At 74.9% G+C, this 17,255-nt stretch carries 12 protein-coding genes and 1 tRNA gene; 3 read left to right on the top strand and 10 right to left on the bottom strand.

Annotation, left to right across the window (positions count from 1 at the left end; all coding sequences use genetic code 11):
- Position 1: 1 nt before the first annotated feature.
- Both ACF08D_RS03320 and ACF08D_RS03315 read left to right on the top strand, forming a co-directional pair.
- Positions 2 to 2,857, top strand: a complete 2,856-nt coding sequence (locus tag ACF08D_RS03320) for an NHLP bacteriocin export ABC transporter permease/ATPase subunit (protein WP_392220790.1) — start codon at positions 2 to 4, stop codon at positions 2,855 to 2,857.
- 121 nt (positions 2,858 to 2,978) lie between these two features.
- A complete protein-coding gene (locus tag ACF08D_RS03315; protein WP_392220789.1) occupies positions 2,979 to 3,197 on the top strand; it encodes a hypothetical protein in 219 nt (72 codons plus the stop codon).
- A gap of 58 nt (positions 3,198 to 3,255) precedes the next feature.
- Here the strand turns inward: ACF08D_RS03315 and ACF08D_RS03310 are convergent.
- Positions 3,256 to 3,343: transfer RNA gene (locus ACF08D_RS03310), tRNA-Leu, on the bottom strand.
- 257 nt (positions 3,344 to 3,600) lie between these two features.
- On the opposite strand from ACF08D_RS03310, the gene ACF08D_RS03305 reads away from it, so the two are divergent.
- Positions 3,601 to 4,902, top strand: a complete 1,302-nt coding sequence (locus ACF08D_RS03305) for a DUF2254 domain-containing protein (protein ID WP_392221202.1) — start codon at positions 3,601 to 3,603, stop codon at positions 4,900 to 4,902.
- A gap of 126 nt (positions 4,903 to 5,028) precedes the next feature.
- Here ACF08D_RS03305 and ACF08D_RS03300 read toward each other — a convergent pair whose 3' ends face one another.
- From ACF08D_RS03300 to ACF08D_RS03260, 9 genes are all read right to left on the bottom strand, one after another.
- Positions 5,029 to 6,093, bottom strand: a complete 1,065-nt coding sequence (locus ACF08D_RS03300) for a sugar phosphate isomerase/epimerase family protein (protein ID WP_392220788.1) — start codon at positions 6,091 to 6,093, stop codon at positions 5,029 to 5,031.
- Between the two features lie 53 nt (positions 6,094 to 6,146).
- Entirely contained in the window at positions 6,147 to 7,535 is a 1,389-nt protein-coding gene (locus tag ACF08D_RS03295; protein ID WP_392220787.1) for an alkaline phosphatase family protein, read from the bottom strand.
- A complete protein-coding gene (gene eboE, locus ACF08D_RS03290) occupies positions 7,532 to 8,701 on the bottom strand; it encodes a metabolite traffic protein EboE (protein WP_392220786.1) in 1,170 nt (389 codons plus the stop codon). Before eboE ends, ACF08D_RS03295 begins: the two co-directional genes overlap by 4 nt.
- A 13-nt stretch (positions 8,702 to 8,714) precedes the next feature.
- Positions 8,715 to 9,563 carry a TatD family hydrolase gene (locus tag ACF08D_RS03285; protein ID WP_392220785.1) on the bottom strand — a complete coding sequence of 283 codons (849 nt, stop codon included), beginning with the start codon at positions 9,561 to 9,563 and terminating at the stop codon, positions 8,715 to 8,717.
- The gene (locus ACF08D_RS03280) at positions 9,563 to 10,183 is read right to left on the bottom strand and encodes an EboA domain-containing protein (protein ID WP_392220784.1); all 621 of its coding nucleotides are present in this window, start codon (positions 10,181 to 10,183) and stop codon (positions 9,563 to 9,565) included. The genes ACF08D_RS03285 and ACF08D_RS03280 overlap by 1 nt, the downstream gene beginning before the upstream one ends.
- Positions 10,180 to 11,061 carry a sugar phosphate isomerase/epimerase family protein gene (locus ACF08D_RS03275; RefSeq protein WP_392220783.1) on the bottom strand — a complete coding sequence of 294 codons (882 nt, stop codon included), beginning with the start codon at positions 11,059 to 11,061 and terminating at the stop codon, positions 10,180 to 10,182. The genes ACF08D_RS03280 and ACF08D_RS03275 overlap by 4 nt, the downstream gene beginning before the upstream one ends.
- The gene (locus tag ACF08D_RS03270) at positions 11,058 to 12,227 is read right to left on the bottom strand and encodes an SCO3242 family prenyltransferase (protein ID WP_392220782.1); all 1,170 of its coding nucleotides are present in this window, start codon (positions 12,225 to 12,227) and stop codon (positions 11,058 to 11,060) included. The genes ACF08D_RS03275 and ACF08D_RS03270 overlap by 4 nt, the downstream gene beginning before the upstream one ends.
- Positions 12,224 to 13,360, bottom strand: coding sequence for an inositol-3-phosphate synthase (locus tag ACF08D_RS03265; RefSeq protein WP_392220781.1), 1,137 nt, complete (start codon positions 13,358 to 13,360; stop codon positions 12,224 to 12,226). Before ACF08D_RS03265 ends, ACF08D_RS03270 begins: the two co-directional genes overlap by 4 nt.
- A gap of 97 nt (positions 13,361 to 13,457) precedes the next feature.
- Complete coding sequence (locus ACF08D_RS03260) at positions 13,458 to 17,156, bottom strand: ThuA domain-containing protein (protein WP_392220780.1); 3,699 nt, start codon at positions 17,154 to 17,156, stop codon at positions 13,458 to 13,460.
- Positions 17,157 to 17,255: the final 99 nt, after the last annotated feature.

Genomic DNA, 17,255 nt, shown 5'->3' with positions numbered 1-17,255 from the left:
CATGTCCGTCCACCCGCAGCAGGTCCCCGTGGCGGCCGGGCCCGCCGACCCGGTGCTGCACGCCCTCGGCGCCCTGGGCACCCCCGTCGGCGGCGCCGGGCTGCGCACCGTACCGCTGGAGGGCCCGCACGTGCTGTGGCTCGTCGTTACGGGCGGGCTCGACCTGTTCGCCGTCGACGCCGCCCGGCAGGGGCACTGGCACTTCCTGGGGCGGCTGGAGACCGGGAGCCTGCTCCTCGGCCCCGTCGAGGGCCCCCGGCACACCCTGGTGGGCCGCCCCACGCAGGACTGCGTGCTGCGCCGGATCGCCCTGCGCGAGTGGCACGCCGGGTACGAGGCGTACGACGCGTACGCCGGTGCCGCCCCGTACGACGGATCACCGCTCGAACACGCCGTCGCCCTGGGCACGGCCCGCAGCCTGGGCGTGCTCTTCGAGGCACCGCTCGGCGAGGGGCGCGGCCCGGCCGAGGACGCCGTCACCGACGAGGACATGCTGTGGATGCCGGTGCCGCCCGGCAGCGTGCGCCTCGGCGCCGCGCACCCGGCCGCCTACGGCCCCGACGCGGCCGGCGACCTGCTGATCGACGGCGCGCTGTGGCAGCGAATGCTCAACCAGCAGTACCGGCTGCTGTCCGCCGTGGACCGCTGGATCGAGCAGTCGGAGCGCGCCCACGAGGACCGCGCGGCGGCGGGCATCCGGGCGGGCGAGGCGGTACGCGCGCGTGCCGACCAGGCGCTGCTGGCGTCGATCGGCCGGCCGGACCGCTCGGGCGGGCGCGGCAGGGGCTCGGCGGCCGACGACGACGCCACCTACGCGGTGTGCCGAAGGGTCGCCCGCGCGGCGGGCATCACCCTCGCCGAGCCGTCGGCGGGCGGGCCCGCGGACGAGCGGACCGGCGCGGTGGAGCGGATCGCCGTGGCCTCCCGGGTGCGCACCCGGACGGTCCGGCTGGAGGGCGCCTGGTGGCGCACCGACTCCGGACCGCTGGTGGGGCACTGGGCGAAGTCCGGCGCGCCGGTGGCGCTGCTGTGGCGGCGCGGCCGGTACGAGGCGGTGAACCCGGCCTCGGGCCTGCGGCTGCGGATCGGCGCGGAGAAGGCGGCGGAGCTGGAGCAGCGGGCGGTGATGTTCTACCGCCCGCTGCCGGACCGGCCGCCGGGCCCGGCGCGGCTGATGCTGTTCGGGCTGCGCGGCGCCGGGGCCGACGCCCGCAGGCTGGCCCTGGCCGGTCTGGTGACGGTGGGTCTGGGCGCGCTGGTTCCGGTCGCCACGGGGCGCGTCCTCGGCGAGTACGTCCCGGCGGCGCAGACGGGCGCGATCCGGCAGATGGCGCTCGCCGTGATGATCGCGGGCGTGGTGTCGGCGGCGTACATGCTGATGCAGAACCTGACGGTGCTGCGGATGGAGGGGCGCGTCGAGAGCATCCTCCAGCCGGCCGTCTGGGACCGGCTGCTGCGGCTGCCGACGCGCTTCTTCGCGGGGCGCTCCACCGGGGAGCTGGCCAGTGCGGCCATGGGGATCAGCGCGATCCGCCGGGTGCTCACCGGGGTGGGGCCGGTGGCGGTGCAGGCGGGCACGGTCGGCGCCGTGAACGTGGTGCTGCTGCTCTGCTACAGCGTGCCGCTCGCGCTGGCGGCGATGGCGATGCTGCTGGTCATCGCGGTGGTGTTCCTCGGGCTCGGGCTGTGGCAGGTGCGCTGGCAGCGGCGGCTGGTCGAGCTGACGAACAAGCTGAACAACCAGGCGTTCCAGACGTTGCGCGGACTGCCCAAGCTGCGGGTCGCGGCGGCGGAGAGCTTCGCCTACGCCGCGTGGGCGCGGGAGTTCGCCCGGTCCCGGGAGCTCCAGCAGCGCGCGGGGCGGATCCGCAATGTGACCACCGTGCTGGACGCGGTCTACCTGCCGCTCTGCTCGCTGATCATGTTCATGCTGCTGGCGGGCCCGGCGCGCGGCTCCATGACGGCGGGTGAGTTCCTGACGTTCAGCACCTCGGTGACGATGCTGCTGACGTCCGTCACCCAGGTCACCGGGGCGCTGGTGTCCGCCGCGGCGGCGCTGCCGCTGTACGAGCAGATCAAGCCGGTGCTGGAGGAGGCCCCCGAGGTGGCCGGCTCCACCACCGCGCCCGGTGTCCTGTCCGGCGCCCTGGAGGCCCGGGACCTGTCCTTCCGGTACTCCGACGACGCCCCGCTCGTCCTCGACGGCGTGTCGCTGCGCGTCGAGCCCGGTGAGTTCGTCGCGGTGGTCGGCCCCAGCGGCTGCGGCAAGTCGACGCTGCTGCGCCTGCTCATCGGCTTCGACCGGCCGTCCTCCGGCAGCGTCCTGTACGACGGCCAGGACCTGGCCGCGCTCGACCGGGCGGCGGTGCGCCGCCAGTGCGGGGTGGTCCTGCAGAACGCCCAGCCGCTCACCGGGTCGATCCTGGACTGCATCAGCGGGGCCGAGTCCTTCTCGCAGGAGGAGGTGTGGGCCGCGGCGGAGATGGCGGGCCTGGCGGAGGACGTCCGGCGGATGCCGATGGGCCTGCACACGATGATCGCGGGCGGCGGGGCGATCTCCGGCGGCCAGCGGCAGCGGCTGATGATCGCCCAGGCGCTGATCCGCCGGCCGCGGATCCTCTTCCTCGACGAGGCGACGAGCGCGCTGGACAACGAGGCGCAGCGCATCGTGATCGACTCCACGCGCCGTCTCGACGCCACCCGGCTGGTGATCGCCCACCGGCTGTCGACGGTGATGGACGCCGACAGGGTGATCGTGATGTCGGCGGGCCGGATCGTGGAGCAGGGCGCCCCGGCCGCGCTCCTCGCCGACCCGGGCGGGCACCTGTACGAGCTGGTACGCCGCCAAATGCGCTGAGCGGGCACCCCTCGAAAGGGTGGGATCCGCCCCGGGGGGCGCGCCGGTCCCGGGAAACGCGGGAACCCCTCCCCATGAACCCCGCCCGGACGGACCGGGTGGCGCGTCCACGGAGGAACACATGCTCAGGAAGGCTCTCGCCTGCACGGCCCTCGTCGCCGCCGCCATGGCGGTCGGCACCGCCCCCGCCGCCGCCTTCGGCGGTGGAGACGACGACCACGGCAGCTTCCACGCCGTCGAGTGGAGCAAGGGCAAGTTCGCCGCCCTGGAGTCGGCGGGCGGCTCGAAGATCGCCGCCGGCGGGTTCAGCGAGGGCGGGGCCATCGGCGCCGAGTGGTAGCCGATCCCGTACGAACGCGGAATGCCGGTCGGGGCGAACCCGACCGGCATTCCGTGTGTGGTGTCCGAGGGGGGACTTGAACCCCCACGCCCGATAAAGGGCACTAGCACCTCAAGCTAGCGCGTCTGCCATTCCGCCACCCGGACAAGGTGTCTGTCGCTCGCGCGGTGCTCCCCGCGGCGACATGGACAACTCTACCAGGGGTTCGGAGTGCCCTTCACCCGTATATCCCGTGGTCAGACGGCCGGACCGGAGGCCCGGGACGGGACGGGCGGGCGACACACACGCGCTGCCCCCGGGTGCGTACGGAACGTGTCGGTAGCGTGCGGGCGTGCCCTCTCCCTCGCTCCCTCACCGGTCCTCGTCCCCGCCCTCGTCTGCGCCCTCTTTCTTCGCGTCGTCCCTGGTGTACCGCAGGCCCCGGGCGCTCTCCCCGCTGCGCGAGCACCTGCGGGACACCTTCTGGTTCGCCCCCACGGCGGGGCTGGTGCTGGTGGTCGCCCTGTGGGTGGGCGCGACGGCCCTCGACGCGGCGATCGTCGACGGGCTGCGGGAGGCGGGGGCGTACGCGGAGATCCGTACCCTCACCTCGATCGCCGACGACGCCAAGACGATCGTCACCACGGTCAGCCAGGCGATGATGACCTTCATCGGTGTCGTCTTCAGCATCTCGCTGGTGGCGGTGCAGATGGCCGCCGGGCAGCTCACCCCGCGCGTGGTGCGGATCTTCGTGCGCAGCCGGATCAGCAAGCTGACGCTGACCGTGTTCCTGTCGACGTTCCTGTTCTCGCTGCTGGTGATGACGGCGTACGAGAGCGAGACCTCACCGGAGCGGATCACTTCCGTGCCGCTGGTGCAGTCGGTGCTGACCCTGGTGCTGGTGGGGCTGAGCCTGCTGCTGTTCATCGCGTACGTCACGACGACACTGCGGCTGATGCAGGTGGGGCCGGTGGTGGACCGGATCGCCCGGGAGGCGTTGGGAGTGCTCGTACGGCTGCCGCCCGGCGGGGCGGGGCCGGAGCTGCCGCCCGAGACCGGGCGGGTGGCGCACCGGGGGCGGGCGGGAGTGCTGCGGGACGTGCCGGTGGCGCGGCTGGTGCGGCGGGCGCGGCGGCGGGGCGTGGTGCTGCGGCTGATCCCGCGCATCGGTGACCATGTGGTGCCGGGGACGCCGGTGCTGGCGGTGCACGGCGGCGCTCCGGACGGGCGGGCGGCGCCGGGCGGGTGGGACCGGGCGCTGTCGGTGGGGGTGGAGCGGACGTTCCACCAGGACGTGGGGTTCGGGCTGCGGCAGCTGGTGGACATCGCGCTGCGGGCCCTGTCGCCGGCGGTGAACGACCCGACGACGGCGGTGCAGTGCCTGGACCGGATCGTGCAGTTCCTGGCCGTGGTCGCGGGCCGTCCGCTGGGCGCCGTGGCGCACCGCGACCGGCGGGGCGTGGTGCGGCTGGTGCAGGACGTGCCGGGCTGGGACGAGCTGGTGGACCTCGGCCTCACCGAGCTGCGGGTCTGCTCGGCGCTGAGCCCCCAGGTGACCCGGCGGATGCTGGCGGGCATCGACGACCTGCTGCGGCTGGTGCCGCCGGACCGGTGCGGGGTACTGCAGCGCCACCGCGCGCTCCTGGTCGAGGGTGTGGAGCGCGCGGTGGCGCAGGCCGCGGACCGGGCGTTCGGGCTGGTGCCGGACCGGCAGGGCATCGGCTGACGGGCCCGTTGGGTCACCGTGGCCCCAGGGGGCGCGGTGGTCACGGGGCCCGGGGGTCACGGGAGCGTCCGCGGGGCGCCCGGGGCGCTGTCGGCAGTCGCCTCGGCCGTCGTCTCAGCAGATGTCTCAGCAGTCGTCCTCGCGCAGGCCGTGCAGGTGGGCGCTCGACTTGCGGGCGAAGGCGAGGGAGTCGGCGGGGTTGTCGTGCTCGGCCTGCCAGTGGTGGTCGCGCCGGCCGCCGTGGGTGCGGCTGACGGCGGAGATGAACCGCTGGTAGTCGATGTCCCCGTCGCCGACGTCCACCATGCGGTAGCCGTCGGTGGTGGTGTCGTCGCGTACGCCGTCCTTGACGTGGAACAGGGGGTAGCGGTCGGGCTGCCGCAGGACGTAGTCGAGCGGGTCGAAGGGCGCGGGGGTGCCGTCGGGGCGCCGGCTGTAGCGGTGGCGTCCGGCGTACGCCCAGTAGATGTCCATCTCCAGGGCGACGAGGCGGGGGTCGGTCTCGGCCAGCAGGACGTCGTAGAGCCGGACGCCGGGCCGGTCGGTGGCGAAGGAGAACTCCTCGGCGTGGTTGTGCTGGTAGAAGGTCATGCCGCGTTTGCGCGCCTCGGCGCCGTAGTGGTTGAACTCCTCGGCGCAGCGCTTCCAGCCGTCGACGGTGGCGCCGTAGCGCCAGGGGCCGGAGGCCGTGCCGATGTGCTTGAGGCCGAGGGCATCGGCGTCGTCCAGGACCTTGGTGAGGTTCTGGGCGAAGGTGTAGGCGCCGGGGTCGGTGGAGTAGTAACCGACGTGGCTGCCGATGGCGCGCAGGCCGTGGTCGCGGGTGAGGCGCCTGAGCCGGGCGAGGCTGATGGGGCCGGCGGAGCCCTGGGTGTAGCCGGCGTACTCGACCTCGTCGTAGCCGAAGCGCCTCAGCTCCTCGAAGACCGTGGCGAAGCCGAGGGTGGAGACCTTGTCGCGCAGGGAGTAGAGCTGGATGCCGAGGCGGCCCGGGGGCAGGACCGGGCGGCCCCGTCCCCGGCCGGTGCGGCCGGCCGTGGCGGGGGCGGGGGTGGTGGCGGCCGCCGCGGGGGTGGTGGCCGCGGCCCCGAAGAGGGCGGCGGCGGTGGTGCCGGCGGCGACGCCGAGCATGTGACGCCTGGTGAGCCGGTGGGCGAGTTCGGGGTCGGTGGGCCTGGGGATGCGGGGCATGTGGACAACTCCTCGTTGTCGGTGGTGTCTGCTTCACTGGAAGTCGCTGGGAATCAGTGCAGACCGGCGAGTTGGAGCAGCAGGGCTTTCACATCGGTGGCCGCGACGCGGTCCGGTACGGCGCGGGGGGTGGAGCACACGATGAGCGGACCGTCGTCGTCGCTCGCGGGGAGGCGGCCGTGGCTGCCGCGGACGGGAGAGGGGTCGAGGGGGACGACCGCGAGGCGGTAGCGCATGCCGAGCTTCTTGCGGGCGATCGCCGTGGCCGCCCGGACCCGGACGTAGGGGTCCAGGGGGTCCATGAAGAGTTCGGCCGGGTCGTAGCCGGGTTTGCGGTGGATCTCGACGAGCCGGGCGAAGTCCGGCGCGCGGGCGTCGTCCAGCCAGTAGTAGTACGTGAACCAGGCGTCGGGCTCGGCGAGGGCGACGAGTTCGCCGGAGCGGGGGTGGTCCAGGCCGTGGGCCTTCTTCCCCGCGTCGTCCAGGAGGCACTCCACGCCCGGTAGTTGGGCGAGGGCTTCCCGGGCGGCGGCCAGGTTCGCGGGGTTCTCGGGGTGGCGGACGTAGACGTGGGCGATCTGGTGGTCGGCCACGGCGAAGGCCCGGGAGGCCATCGGGTCGAGGTACTCCATGCCGTCCTGGCTGTGGACTTCCAGCAGGCCGGCGCGGCGCAGGGCGCGGTTGATGTCGACGGGCCGGTCGACGGGGGTGATGCCGTACTCGGAGAGGACGACGACGGTGCGGCCCTCGGCGCGGGCGTCGTCGAGGAGCGGGGCGAGGACGGTGTCGAGTTCGGCGGCGGCCCGGTGGGAGCGGGGGTCGTGAGGGCCGTACCGCTGGAGGTCGTAGTCGAGGTGCGGGAGGTAGCTGAGGGCGAGGTCGGGGGCGCGGGTGCGCAGGACGTGGCGGGTGGCGCCGGTGATCCACCGGCTGGAGGCGATGCCGGCGCCGGGGCCCCAGAAGTGGAAGAGGGGGAAGGTGCCGTAGGCGGCGGTGAGTTCGTCGTGCAGGGCGGGGGGCCGGGTGTAGCAGTCGGGTTCCTTGCGGCCGTCGGCGTAGTAGACGGGGCGGGGGGTGACGGTGATGTCGGTGTCGGCGCCCATGGCGTACCACCAGCAGATGTTGGCGACGGTGTAGCCGGGGTGGGCGCGGCGGGCGGCGTCCCAGAGTTTGTCGCCGGCGACGAGGCCGTTGTGCTGGCGCCACAGCAGGACGTCGCCGAGTTCGCGGAAGTACCAGCCGTTGCCGACGATGCCGTGTTCGGAGGGGAGGGTGCCGGTGAGGAAGGTGGACTGGGCGGCGCAGGTGACGGCGGGCAGGACGGTGCCGAGCGGGGCGCGGGAGCCGGTGTCGGCGAGCTGCCGCAGGTGGGGCATGTGGTCGAGGAGGCGGGGGGTGAGGCCGACGACGTCCAGGACCAGGAGGGGGGTGGGCCGGTTCATGGGAGTTCCTTGAGGCCGAGGTCGGTCAGGAGGTCGCGGGCGAGGGTGAGTTCGGCGGCGATGCCGTCGGCGAGGCGGGCCCGGGTGCGGGGCCGCAGGGCCGGTGGGAGGGCCTGCCAGGTGTAGGTCTCGACCTCGAGGTGGCGGGTGTGCGGGACGGGGCCGCCGACGAGCCGGGCCAGGGCAGCGCGGAGCACGGGGAGGGTGGAGGTGAGCGGCGGGGCGGGCGGGCGGTGCAGGGGGACGTGGAAGTGGGCCCGCCAGGGGGCGCCGTCGGGGAGCGCGTGACCGGCGAGGGCTTCGGGGAGGTCGTCGGTGCCGCGCAGGCCGGCGGCGGTGCTGGTGCGGGTCTGATGGAGGAAGCGCGGTTCGGCGAAGGCCGCCAGCGCCTCGCGGACCTCGGGGAGATGGGGGTGTTCGGCGTGGAGGGCGGCGGAGAGCTGGGCCTTGGGGATCGGTACGCGGGCGGCGAGCAGGGCGTCCACGGCGGTGTCCGGGTCCTCGAAGGAGGTGGCGAGGTGGCAGGTGTCGACACAGACGCCGATGCGGGGGCTGCCGATGCGCAGGAGGGGCGCGATGGCGTCCGCGGTGGTCTCGACGGCGCAGCCGGGTTCGGGTTCGAGGGCGACGCGGACGGACCTGCCGGTGAGGTCCTCCAGCGCCTCGAGGCGCTCGGCGAGGGTGGTCAGGGCGGTGTGGGCGCGGCGGGCCCCGGTGGTGTCGTAGGCGGTGCGCCAGGCGAGGGGCAGGGTGGAGACGGAGCCCTCGGTGACGTCGTCGGGGAGGAGCGCGGCGAGCAGGCGGGCGAGGTCGGTGGTGTGGGCGAGGCGTTCGGGCCGGGTCCAGTCCGGCTGATAGACGCGGTGTTTGACCTCGTCGGCGCCGAAGCCCTGGTAGGGGAAGCCGTTGAGGGTGACGACCTCCAGGCCGCGGCGGTCGAGTTCGGCGCGCAGGGTGCGCAGGGCGGCGGGGTCGGCGGTCAGGGCGTGCGCGGCGTCCCGGGCGAGCCAGAGGCCGATGCCGAGGCGGTCGCGGCCGAGGCGCTTGCGGACGGGTTCGCAGTGGTCGCGGAGCTGGGCGACGACTCCGGGGAGGGTCTCGGCGGGGTGGACGTTGGTGCAGTAGGCGAGGTGGACGGTGGAGCCGTCGGGGTGGCGGAAGCGCATGGCCGGCTCCGTCTCATTCCCCGCCGCGGAGGACGGAGTTGCCCTCGTGGAGAGGGCCGGGCGAGGGGAGGTCGAGGTGGAGGCGTCCGCTGAGGCCGTAGAAGGCGACGGGGTTGCGCCACAGCACCTGGTCGACGTCGTCGTCGGTGAACCCGGCGGCGAGCATGGCGTCCCCGACGGCGCGGGTCTTGAGGGGGTCGCTGTTGCCCCAGTCGGCCGCCGAGTTGACCAGGACGCGGTCGGTGCCGTGCCGTTCGAGGACGGCGACCATGCGGTCCTCGTCCATCTTGGTGTCGGGGTAGATGGAGAAGCCGAGCCAGGCGCCGCTGTCGGCGGCCTCCTTGACAGTGGTCTCGTTGAGGTGGTCGAGCAGCACCCGTTCCGGAGGGAGGGCGGACTCGCGGATCACGTCGAGGGTGCGGCGCAGCCCGGCGAGCTTGTCGCGGTGCGGGGTGTGGACGAGGGCGGGCAGGCCGTGGTCGGCGGCCAGCTGGAGCTGGGCGGCCAGGGCGGTGTCCTCGGCGGGCGTCATGGAGTCGTAGCCGATCTCGCCGACGGCGACGACGGAGTCCTTGACGAGATAGCGGGGCAGGGCGTCGAGGACGGGGGTGCAGCGGGGGTCGTTGGCCTCCTTGGGGTTGAGGGCCAGGGTGCAGTGGTGGGCGATGCCGTACTGGGCGGCGCGGAAGGGTTCCCAGCCGAGCAGCGCGTCGAAGTAGTCGTAGAAGCTGTGGGGGGAGGTGCGGGGCTGGCCGAGCCAGAAGGACGGTTCGACCAGGGCGCGGACCCCGGCGTCGTACATCGCCCGGTAGTCGTCCGTGGTGCGGGAGGTCATGTGGATGTGCGGATCGAAGATGCGCATCAGGACTCCTGCGGGGTGGTGGTCAGGGCGAGGGCGCGGGAGAGGTCGGCGGGGACGTCGCGGCCGGCGGCGGTGCGTTCGGCGGCGTGGTCGGCGAGCATCCGGGCGAGTTCCGTGTCCCCGTGGGCGCGCCGGGGCAGGTCGGCGACGGCGTCGAGGGGGACGCCGGTGAAGAGGCACTTCAGGACGGCGTGGCGCCAGGCGTGCGGGGGGAGGTGGGTGGCGGCGTAGGGGCCGACCGCCGCGGCGACGAGCCGGGTGTCGTGGGTGCGCAGGGCGTCCTCGACCAGGGGCAGGGCCTGCGGGCCGGGGACGAGGGCGGGGAGGGCGAGCAGGACGGCGCGGCGTTCGGCGGCGGTGCCGTGCCGGTACAGGCGGGTGAGGGTGCCGGTGCCGGCCCGGACCTCGTGGAGGAGGAGGGTGCGGACGGCGTCGGCGTGCTCGTGGCCGCAGTGGCGGCCGGCGGAGGCGAAGCGCAGCTCCCAGGACGCGGACAGGTAGGGGCTCGCGGGCCCGGGTGGGGTGTCGGCGGCCTGTGCCGCCTCGGTGAGGGCCTCGTCCAGCCAGGCGCGGGCGGGCGCGCTCAGCCGCTTCTCCAGCTCCTCGCGGGTGGTGGTCACGGTGCCGGTGTTCCCTTCGTGCCGGTCCGGCGGAGGAAGTCGAGGGAGGTGCGGGCGAGTTCGGGGCCCGCGTGGGAGTGGCGGGGCAGTTCGACGACCGTCAGTCCCCGGTAGCCGCTGGCGGCGAGGGCGGAGAGGACGGGCGGGAAGTCGATCTCGCCGTCGCCGAGGGGGAGGTGTTCGTGCACGCCGCGCCGCATGTCCTCGATCTGGACGTGGTGCAGCCAGGGGGCGGCGTCCCTGACGCAGTCGGCCGGGGGTGCCGGTTCCAGGCACTGGCAGTGGCCGATGTCCAGGGTGAGGCCGAGGAGGGAGGGGTCGGGGTCGCCGAGGAGGGCGCGCAGCCGGTGGAAGTCGGCGAGGGTGGCGAGGAGGTGGCCGGGTTCGGGTTCGACGGCGAGCGGGACGCGGGCGGCCGCGGCGGCGTCCAGGACGGGGGTGAGGGACTCTTCGAGGCGCTGCCACGCCGTGGTGGTGTCGCTGGGCGGGAGGTCGGCGGGGGCGGTCCCGCTGAAGCAGTGCACGGCGTGGGCGCCGAGGTCGGCGGCGACCCGTACGGCGTCGGCGAGGAGGCGGGTGCGGGCGGCGCGGGCCCCCGGGTCGGGGTCGAGGAGGGAGGGGCCGTGCTTGCGGCGCGGGTCGAGCACATAGCGGGCGCCGGTCTCGACGGTGACGCCGAGGCCCAGGGCGGTGAGCCGGCGGGCGACCCGCGCGGTGCGGGCGGCGAGGTCCGGGGCGAACGGGTCGAGGTGCATGTGGTCGAGGGTCAGGCCGACGCCGTCGTAGCCGAGGTCGGCGAGCAGGGCGAGGGCGTCGTCGAGCCGGAGGTCGGTGAGGCCGTTGGTGCCGTAGCCGAACCGGAGGGGGGCGGCGGTCATGTGGGGCTCACCTTCCGGGCGAGGGCGCGGGCGAGGGGCGCGAGGCCCAGCAGGGCGAGGCCGGTGCCGGGGGCCCCGGCGCGGGCGGCGAGCGCGGCCTGGAGGGGGATCATGGCGCGGATGCCGCCGCCGACCGCGCGCCGGGTGAGGGGTGCGGAGGGGTTGAGCGCGGCGTGCAGCAGGGGTGGGCCGGCGGTACGGAGGTAGGCGGCGGCGCCCAGGGCGGCGGCGGGCGCCCGGTGGCCGGTTCCCGCCCCGGGTGGCCGGCCCGGCGCCCCTGCGGGCCGGTGGGGGCGGGCGGCGCGGGCGCCGAGGGCGGCGGTGACCGCGAGGGCGGTGAGCGGCGCGGCCGTCGAGCCGCCGTGCGCCTCGTGCCGGGACACGGCGGTGACCGCCCAGGTGTGCGCCCCGAGCACCCCGGCGGCGGCGAGCGCCCGCGCGGCCGGGGCGCCCTGCAGGCCCGCGCCGGGCGGTGCCGTGGCGGGTGGTGCCGTGGCGGTGGCGCCGAGGAGGAGGTCCAGGGCGCGGGCGGCGGCCATGGCGGCGGGGCCCGCGGGGGTGTGCTTGAGGCGCAGGTCGTACGCCCAGACGGTGGCGGCCAGCGCGGTGGCCACGGCCAGCGGGGCGCGGCCCGCGCGGGCGGCGAACGCGAGGCCCCCGGCCGTCAGGGCGGCCGACGCGGCGAGGGCGGCGCCCGGTGCGACGCGGCCCGACGGGAGGGGGCGGTGCGGGCGGTCGACGGCGTCCTCGGCGCGGTCGGCCCAGTCGTTGAGGGCCATGCCCGCCTCGTACAGGCACAGGGAAGCGCCGATGGCCAGCGCGGTGCCCCGGCCGGGCCGGGCACCGACCGCGGCGGCCCCCGCCAGCGCGTCGCCCGGCACGGAGAACAGGGCGGACACGCGCAGCAGTTCGGCCCAGGCCCGGACGCGGGCCCCCCGGCGCGGCGCCCCGGGCCGGGCGGGCCCAGTGGCAGCAGGCACGCCTCCCCCAGGCACCGCGCCCCCCGCCGTCACCGCGAGCCCCGTCGCCGCCGGAAGCCCCCCAGGCACCGCACCCCCCACCGCCACCGGACGCCCCCCGGGCACCGGGCGTCCCCCGGACACCGGACCTCCCCCAGGCACCGCACCCCCCACCGGCCCCCCACCCACCCCGCCTCCCGCCGTCATCGGGCGTCCCGCAGGCGCTCGGCGAGGGCCAGGAGCGCGGCGTACTGGTCGGCGAGGGCCGCCGGTCCGCCGTCGGGGTCCTTGAAGTAGAAGCCGAGCCCGGGCAGGGGCCCGGTGTGACCGGTCTCGTGGGCGCGGGCCGCCAGCCGGGCCAGGTCCAGGACGAGGGGCGCGGCGAGCGCCGAGTCGCAGCCCTGCCAGATGGTCTGGAGCACCATGCGGGAGCCGAGGAAGCCGTCGAAGGCGATGTGGTCCCAGGCGGTCTTCCAGTCGCCGAGGGAGGGGACGTCGTCGATGTGGACGGCTCCCTCGGGGACGGCGCCGAGGGTGTCGGCGAGGACCCGTTCCTTGCCGGCGTTCTTCGCGGCGGCGGCGGCCGGGTCGGCGAGGGCGGCGCCGTCGCCGCCGCCCAGCAGGTTGGTGCCGGACCAGGCGCGGACGGCCAGGGCGCGCTGGGCGAACATCGGGGCGAGGACGGACCGCAGCAGGGTCTGGCCGGTCTTCCCGTCGCGGCCCGCGTGCGGCAGGGCGGAGGCGGCGGCCCGCGGGGCGAGGGCGGGGTGGCGCAGCCCGGTGGAGGGCGTGAAGTTGACGTAGGGGCAGCCGGCGTCCAGGGCGGCGGCCGCGTAGAGGGAGCCGGCCGGCAGCCGGGTGTCCGCCGGGTCCGGGGCCGGTTCGGTGGAGGCGACGTTGACCACGACCGTACGGGCGAGGCCGTGGCGGCGGGAGAAGCCGGTGATGTCGGCGGCGAAGGCGGCGATCAGCTCCTCGTCGGTGCGGGTGTCGCCGGGGGTGGGGCCGCCGGGGCGGATCTCCTCGTCAGCGGCGGCCAGTTCGGCGTGCACGGCGGCGGCCAGGCCGTACGGGAGGACACCGGCCGCCGTGAGTTCCTCGGCCCGTTTGGGCAGCGGGCAGGCCGCCGTGTCGTGGCCGCCGAAGACCAGGGAGGCGAGGGCGGGCAGTCCGCACGCGGGGAAGGGCGGTGTCTCGGTGACCATGCCGGTCGGAGGGTGCAGCCCGGCGGCGACGGCCGCGCAGCCGGCCACGGCGGTGGTGGCGACGGAGCCGCGGGCCCCGACCAGCCAGACGCCGGTCCTGGGGGCGTCTCCGGTGCGACGGGATCCTTGGGACATGCCTGCCTCCCTGGGTGTGGTGCGGTGGAGACGGCGGGCGGGGGGTACGGCGCCTCCCCGCCCGCCGCCGGCTGGTGCGGCTGCCGGGCCGGGGCCCTCAGGGTGCCGGGGACAGCTCCTTGAGCTGGATGTTCCGGAAGGAGACCTGGTCGTCCGCCCCGTGGTTCTGGAGGCCGATGTGGCCGTCCGCGAGGCTGCGGGCCGGGTCGGTGTTGGTGAAGTCGTTGATCTTCACCCCGTTGAGGAGGACCTGGAGCCGTTCACCCCGGACCCTGATCTCGTAGCTGTTCCACTGGCCCGGCGGGCGCAGCGCCCGGTCGCGGGCCCTGAGGTCGGCGGACTTGAAGCCGTAGACGGCGCCAGTGGTGCGGTCGGGGGCGTCGGTGGCGTCGATCTGGATCTCGTAGCCGTGGTTCACGGCCGACCAGGGGTCGTCGGAGGCGGGGAAGCCGAGGAAGACACCGGAGTTGTCGTCACCGGCGGTCTTCCAGTCGAGCTTCAGGGAGTACGACGCGAACGGCTTCGCCCCGTACCACAGCAGTCCCATGCCGCCCTCGGTGCGCAGCTCGCCGTCCGCGACGGTGAACCTCCCGGGTCCGGCCTGCTTCCAGCCGTCGAGGGTGTGGCCGTTGAACAGCGGGCGGTGGCCGGTCTGTGGGGTGCAGTCGGCGCGCACCTGGCCGGTGGCGTAGCGCAGGCCGCCCAGCAGGTGCTGCCGGAAGGCGGGTTCGCCGTACGAGGCGGCGGTGTGGCCGCCCCCGGTGTAGAAGGCGCGCCCGCCCCGGTAGGTCTGGCACCAGGCGATGGGGTGGTCGCCCTTCATGGTGCCGCCCTCGTAGGTGGTCTCGTCGAGGGTGGCGAGGATCCGGGCCGTTCCGCGCGGGTTGGTGCGGTAGTCGTACCACTCGTCGGTGCGCTCCCAGGCCGCGTCCAGGTGGCTGGTCGCCGGGTGCGTCCGGTCCTCGACGCGGACGGTGGCGGGCTGGATGTGCGGGTGGGAGGCGAAGCGGGCGCCGACGAGGCCGCCGTAGAAGTCCCAGTCGTACTCGGTGTCGGCGGCGGCGTGGATGCCGGCGTATCCGCCGCCGTGGGCGATGTACTGCTCGAACGCCTTCTGCTGCGTGTCGTCGAGGACGTCGCCGGTGGTGGAGAGGAAGACCACGGCGTCGTAGCGGGCGAGGTTGGCGGTGGTGAACTGGGCGGCGGTCTCGGTGGCGTCGACGGTGATGTCGCTGGACGCCCCGAGTTCCTTCAGGGCGGCGATGCCCGCCGGGATGGAGTCGTGGCGGAAGCCGGTGGTCCTGGAGAAGACGAGGACGCGTTTGGCGGTGCGGTCCACCGGGGTGGTGGACAGGGTGAAGTCGTCGAGGTCGTACAGGGCGCCGGTGCCGCCCTTGAAGACCAGGAAGAGCTGGGTGGTGGTGGCCGGGGCGCCCCGCAGCGGGACGTCGACGTCCTGGAAGGTCTCCCAGCCGCCGGTCACCGGGACCGGGGCGGAGCCGAGCAGTCGGCCGGTGGCCGATCCGGCGCGTACCTCCAGGAAGCCGCCCGCGCCGGCGGAGGAGATCCGGGCGGTGAGCTTCGTCGTGCCGGTGAGGCGGTAGGGCGTGAAGGAGATCCAGTCGCCGTCGTGGATGTCGCCGACGGTCTTTCCGCCGTGGGCGGTCGTCTTGTCGTACGTGCGGATGCCGGACTGGGCGGAGAAGTGCTCGGCCTGCCGGTGGCGCGGCTGGAGCTTGGCCTGGTCGTGGCCGGTCAGTGCGGCCTGGCCGCCGCCTCCGCCGTCGGTGTACTCGGCGTCGAAGACGCCGAAGATGTCGGCGTTGGGGTCGTGGCCGCCGTCGGAGGTGGTCTTGATGGTGCCGGTGCAGCCGTGCGCGGAGGTGACGGGGTGGCCGTGGCTGTCGTGGCCGAGGATGTAGGTGACCTTCACCTTGGCGCAGTCGATGGTGCCGTCCTCGGGGTCGGTGACGGTCACCTTGAACGGGACCTCGTCGCCGAAGCCGAACAGGGCTCCGTCCGCCGGGAGTTGCAGCGTCACCGTGGGGGCGGTGTTGCCGACGACGACGCGGACGCTGGCGGAGCCGGTGCGGCCGGAGGGGTCGCGGGCGGTGACGGTGGCGGTGTAGGTGCCGTTCTTGCGGTAGACGTGGGTGGGGTGGGCGGCCGTGGAGGTGGCGGTGCCGTCGCCGAAGTCCCACTGGTACGTGAGGGGGTCGCCGTCGGCGTCCTCGGTGCCGGCCGAGGAGAAGGCGACGCGCAGCGGTGCCTTCCCGGACGTCTTGCCGGCCGCGGCCTCGGCGACCGGGGAGCGGCCCCCGGTGGCGTTCTCGATGCGGTAGAGGCCGGAGTTCTCGTCGCCGCCGAACCAGGCGGTGCCGTAGTCGAGGACGTACAGCGCCCCGTCGGGGCCGAAGGCCATGTCCATGATCTGGGTGCCGGTCCAGGGCACGGGGTTGATGGACCGTACGGTTCCGTCGGCGTCGTGCTCGACGCGCTTGATCCAGCGCCGGCCGAACTCGCCGGCGAAGAAGTCCCCGTCGTACGCCTCGGGGAACTTGACCGGTGAGGGGTTGGCGGGGTCGTAGCGGTAGACGGGCCCGCCCATCGGTGACTCGGATCCGGAGCCGAACTCGGGGACGGAGGCGTCGTCGTAGGGGATCCAGGCGGGCTGGGCGGGCGGGAGGTCGACGAGGCCGGTGTTGTGCCAGGAGTGGTTCTTCGGCGCGGCGCAGTCGAAGGGCGCGCCGGAGGTCCCGGTGGCGAAGTTGTAGGCGGTGTACGGGTCGTTGTCGCCGGTGCAGAAGGGCCAGCCGAAGTTGCCGGGCCCGGTCACCCGGGCGAACTCGACCTGTCCGGCGGGGCCGCGCGCCGGGTCGGCGGCGCCCGCGTCGGGGCCGTAGTCGCCGACGTACAGGGCGCCGGTCTTCTTGTCGACGCTGAAGCGGAAGGGGTTGCGGAAGCCCATGGCGTAGATCTCGGGCCGGGTCTTCGCGGTGCCGGGGGTGAAGAGGTTGCCGTCGGGGACGGTGTAGGAGCCGTCGTCGGCGACCTTGATGCGGAGGATCTTGCCGCGCAGGTCGTTGGTGTTGCCGGAGGTGCGGCGGGCGTCGTAGGCGGGGTTGCGCGAGGGGCGGTCGTCGATGGGGGTGAAGCCGTCGGAGGCGAAGGGGTTGGAGTCGTCGCCGGTGGAGAGGTACAGGTTCCCCTGGGCGTCGAAGTCGATGTCGCCGCCGACGTGGCAGCAGATGCCGCGGGTCGCCGGGATGTCGAGGACCTTCTTCTCGCTGGCGTTGTCGAGGGTGCCGTCGGCTTTGAGGGTGAAGCGCGAGAGGCGGTTGACACCGTCGTACGGCGCGAAGTCGGCGGCCGTGTCGTCGCTGGGGGCGTCCCCGGCGGGGGTGTCGAGCGGGGGCGCGTAGTACAGGTAGATCGCGCGGTTGGTGGCGAAGCCCGGGTCGAGGGCGATGCCCTGGAGGCCCTCCTCGTCGTGGGAGTAGACGGGGACGGTGCCGATGACCGTGGTGGTGCCGGCGGCGTCGGTGCGCCGCAGCTCGCCGCCGCGCGAGGTGTGCAGCACGCTGCGGTCGGGCAGGACGGCGAGCGACATCGGCTCGCCGACCTCCTCGGCGCCCTTGGCGAGGGTGACCTGCTGGAACTGTTCCTCGGCGGCCGGCGGCGCGGCGGGGTGGTCCGCCGCGGCCGGCGGGGCTCCCAGCGTGAACGACGTCACGGTGAGAAGGCCGCCGGTGAGGAGTGCGAGCGCCTTGCGCGCCCCGGTCCGTTTTCTGCGCACGAGTGTCCTCCGGGAAGGCCGTACTGCGGGTGCGCCCGGCCCCGCTCGGGGGGCGTGGGCGGAGCTGGCTCGTTCGGGCGGGGCCCGGCGGGCGGGGGT

Source organism: Streptomyces sp. NPDC015131, from assembly GCF_043079975.1.
GTDB lineage: Bacteria > Actinomycetota > Actinomycetes > Streptomycetales > Streptomycetaceae > Streptomyces.
This window is presented reverse-complemented; position numbering and strand designations above follow the sequence as displayed.

Bases quoted from the DNA above. Each gene is read 5' to 3' on its own strand.
- ACF08D_RS03285 (WP_392220785.1), bottom strand. From the start codon at position 9,563: ATGCGCATCTTCGATCCGCACATCCACATGACCTCCCGCACCACGGAC.
- eboE (WP_392220786.1), bottom strand. From the start codon at position 8,701: ATGCGCTTCCGCCACCCCGACGGCTCCACCGTCCACCTCGCCTACTGC.
- ACF08D_RS03315 (WP_392220789.1), top strand. From the start codon at position 2,979: ATGCTCAGGAAGGCTCTCGCCTGCACGGCCCTCGTCGCCGCCGCCATG.
- ACF08D_RS03320 (WP_392220790.1), top strand. From the start codon at position 2: ATGTCCGTCCACCCGCAGCAGGTCCCCGTGGCGGCCGGGCCCGCCGAC.
- ACF08D_RS03300 (WP_392220788.1), bottom strand. From the start codon at position 6,093: ATGCCCCGCATCCCCAGGCCCACCGACCCCGAACTCGCCCACCGGCTC.
- ACF08D_RS03295 (WP_392220787.1), bottom strand. From the start codon at position 7,535: ATGAACCGGCCCACCCCCCTCCTGGTCCTGGACGTCGTCGGCCTCACC.
- ACF08D_RS03265 (WP_392220781.1), bottom strand. From the start codon at position 13,360: ATGTCCCAAGGATCCCGTCGCACCGGAGACGCCCCCAGGACCGGCGTC.
- ACF08D_RS03275 (WP_392220783.1), bottom strand. From the start codon at position 11,061: ATGACCGCCGCCCCCCTCCGGTTCGGCTACGGCACCAACGGCCTCACC.
- ACF08D_RS03270 (WP_392220782.1), bottom strand. From the start codon at position 12,227: ATGACGGCGGGAGGCGGGGTGGGTGGGGGGCCGGTGGGGGGTGCGGTG.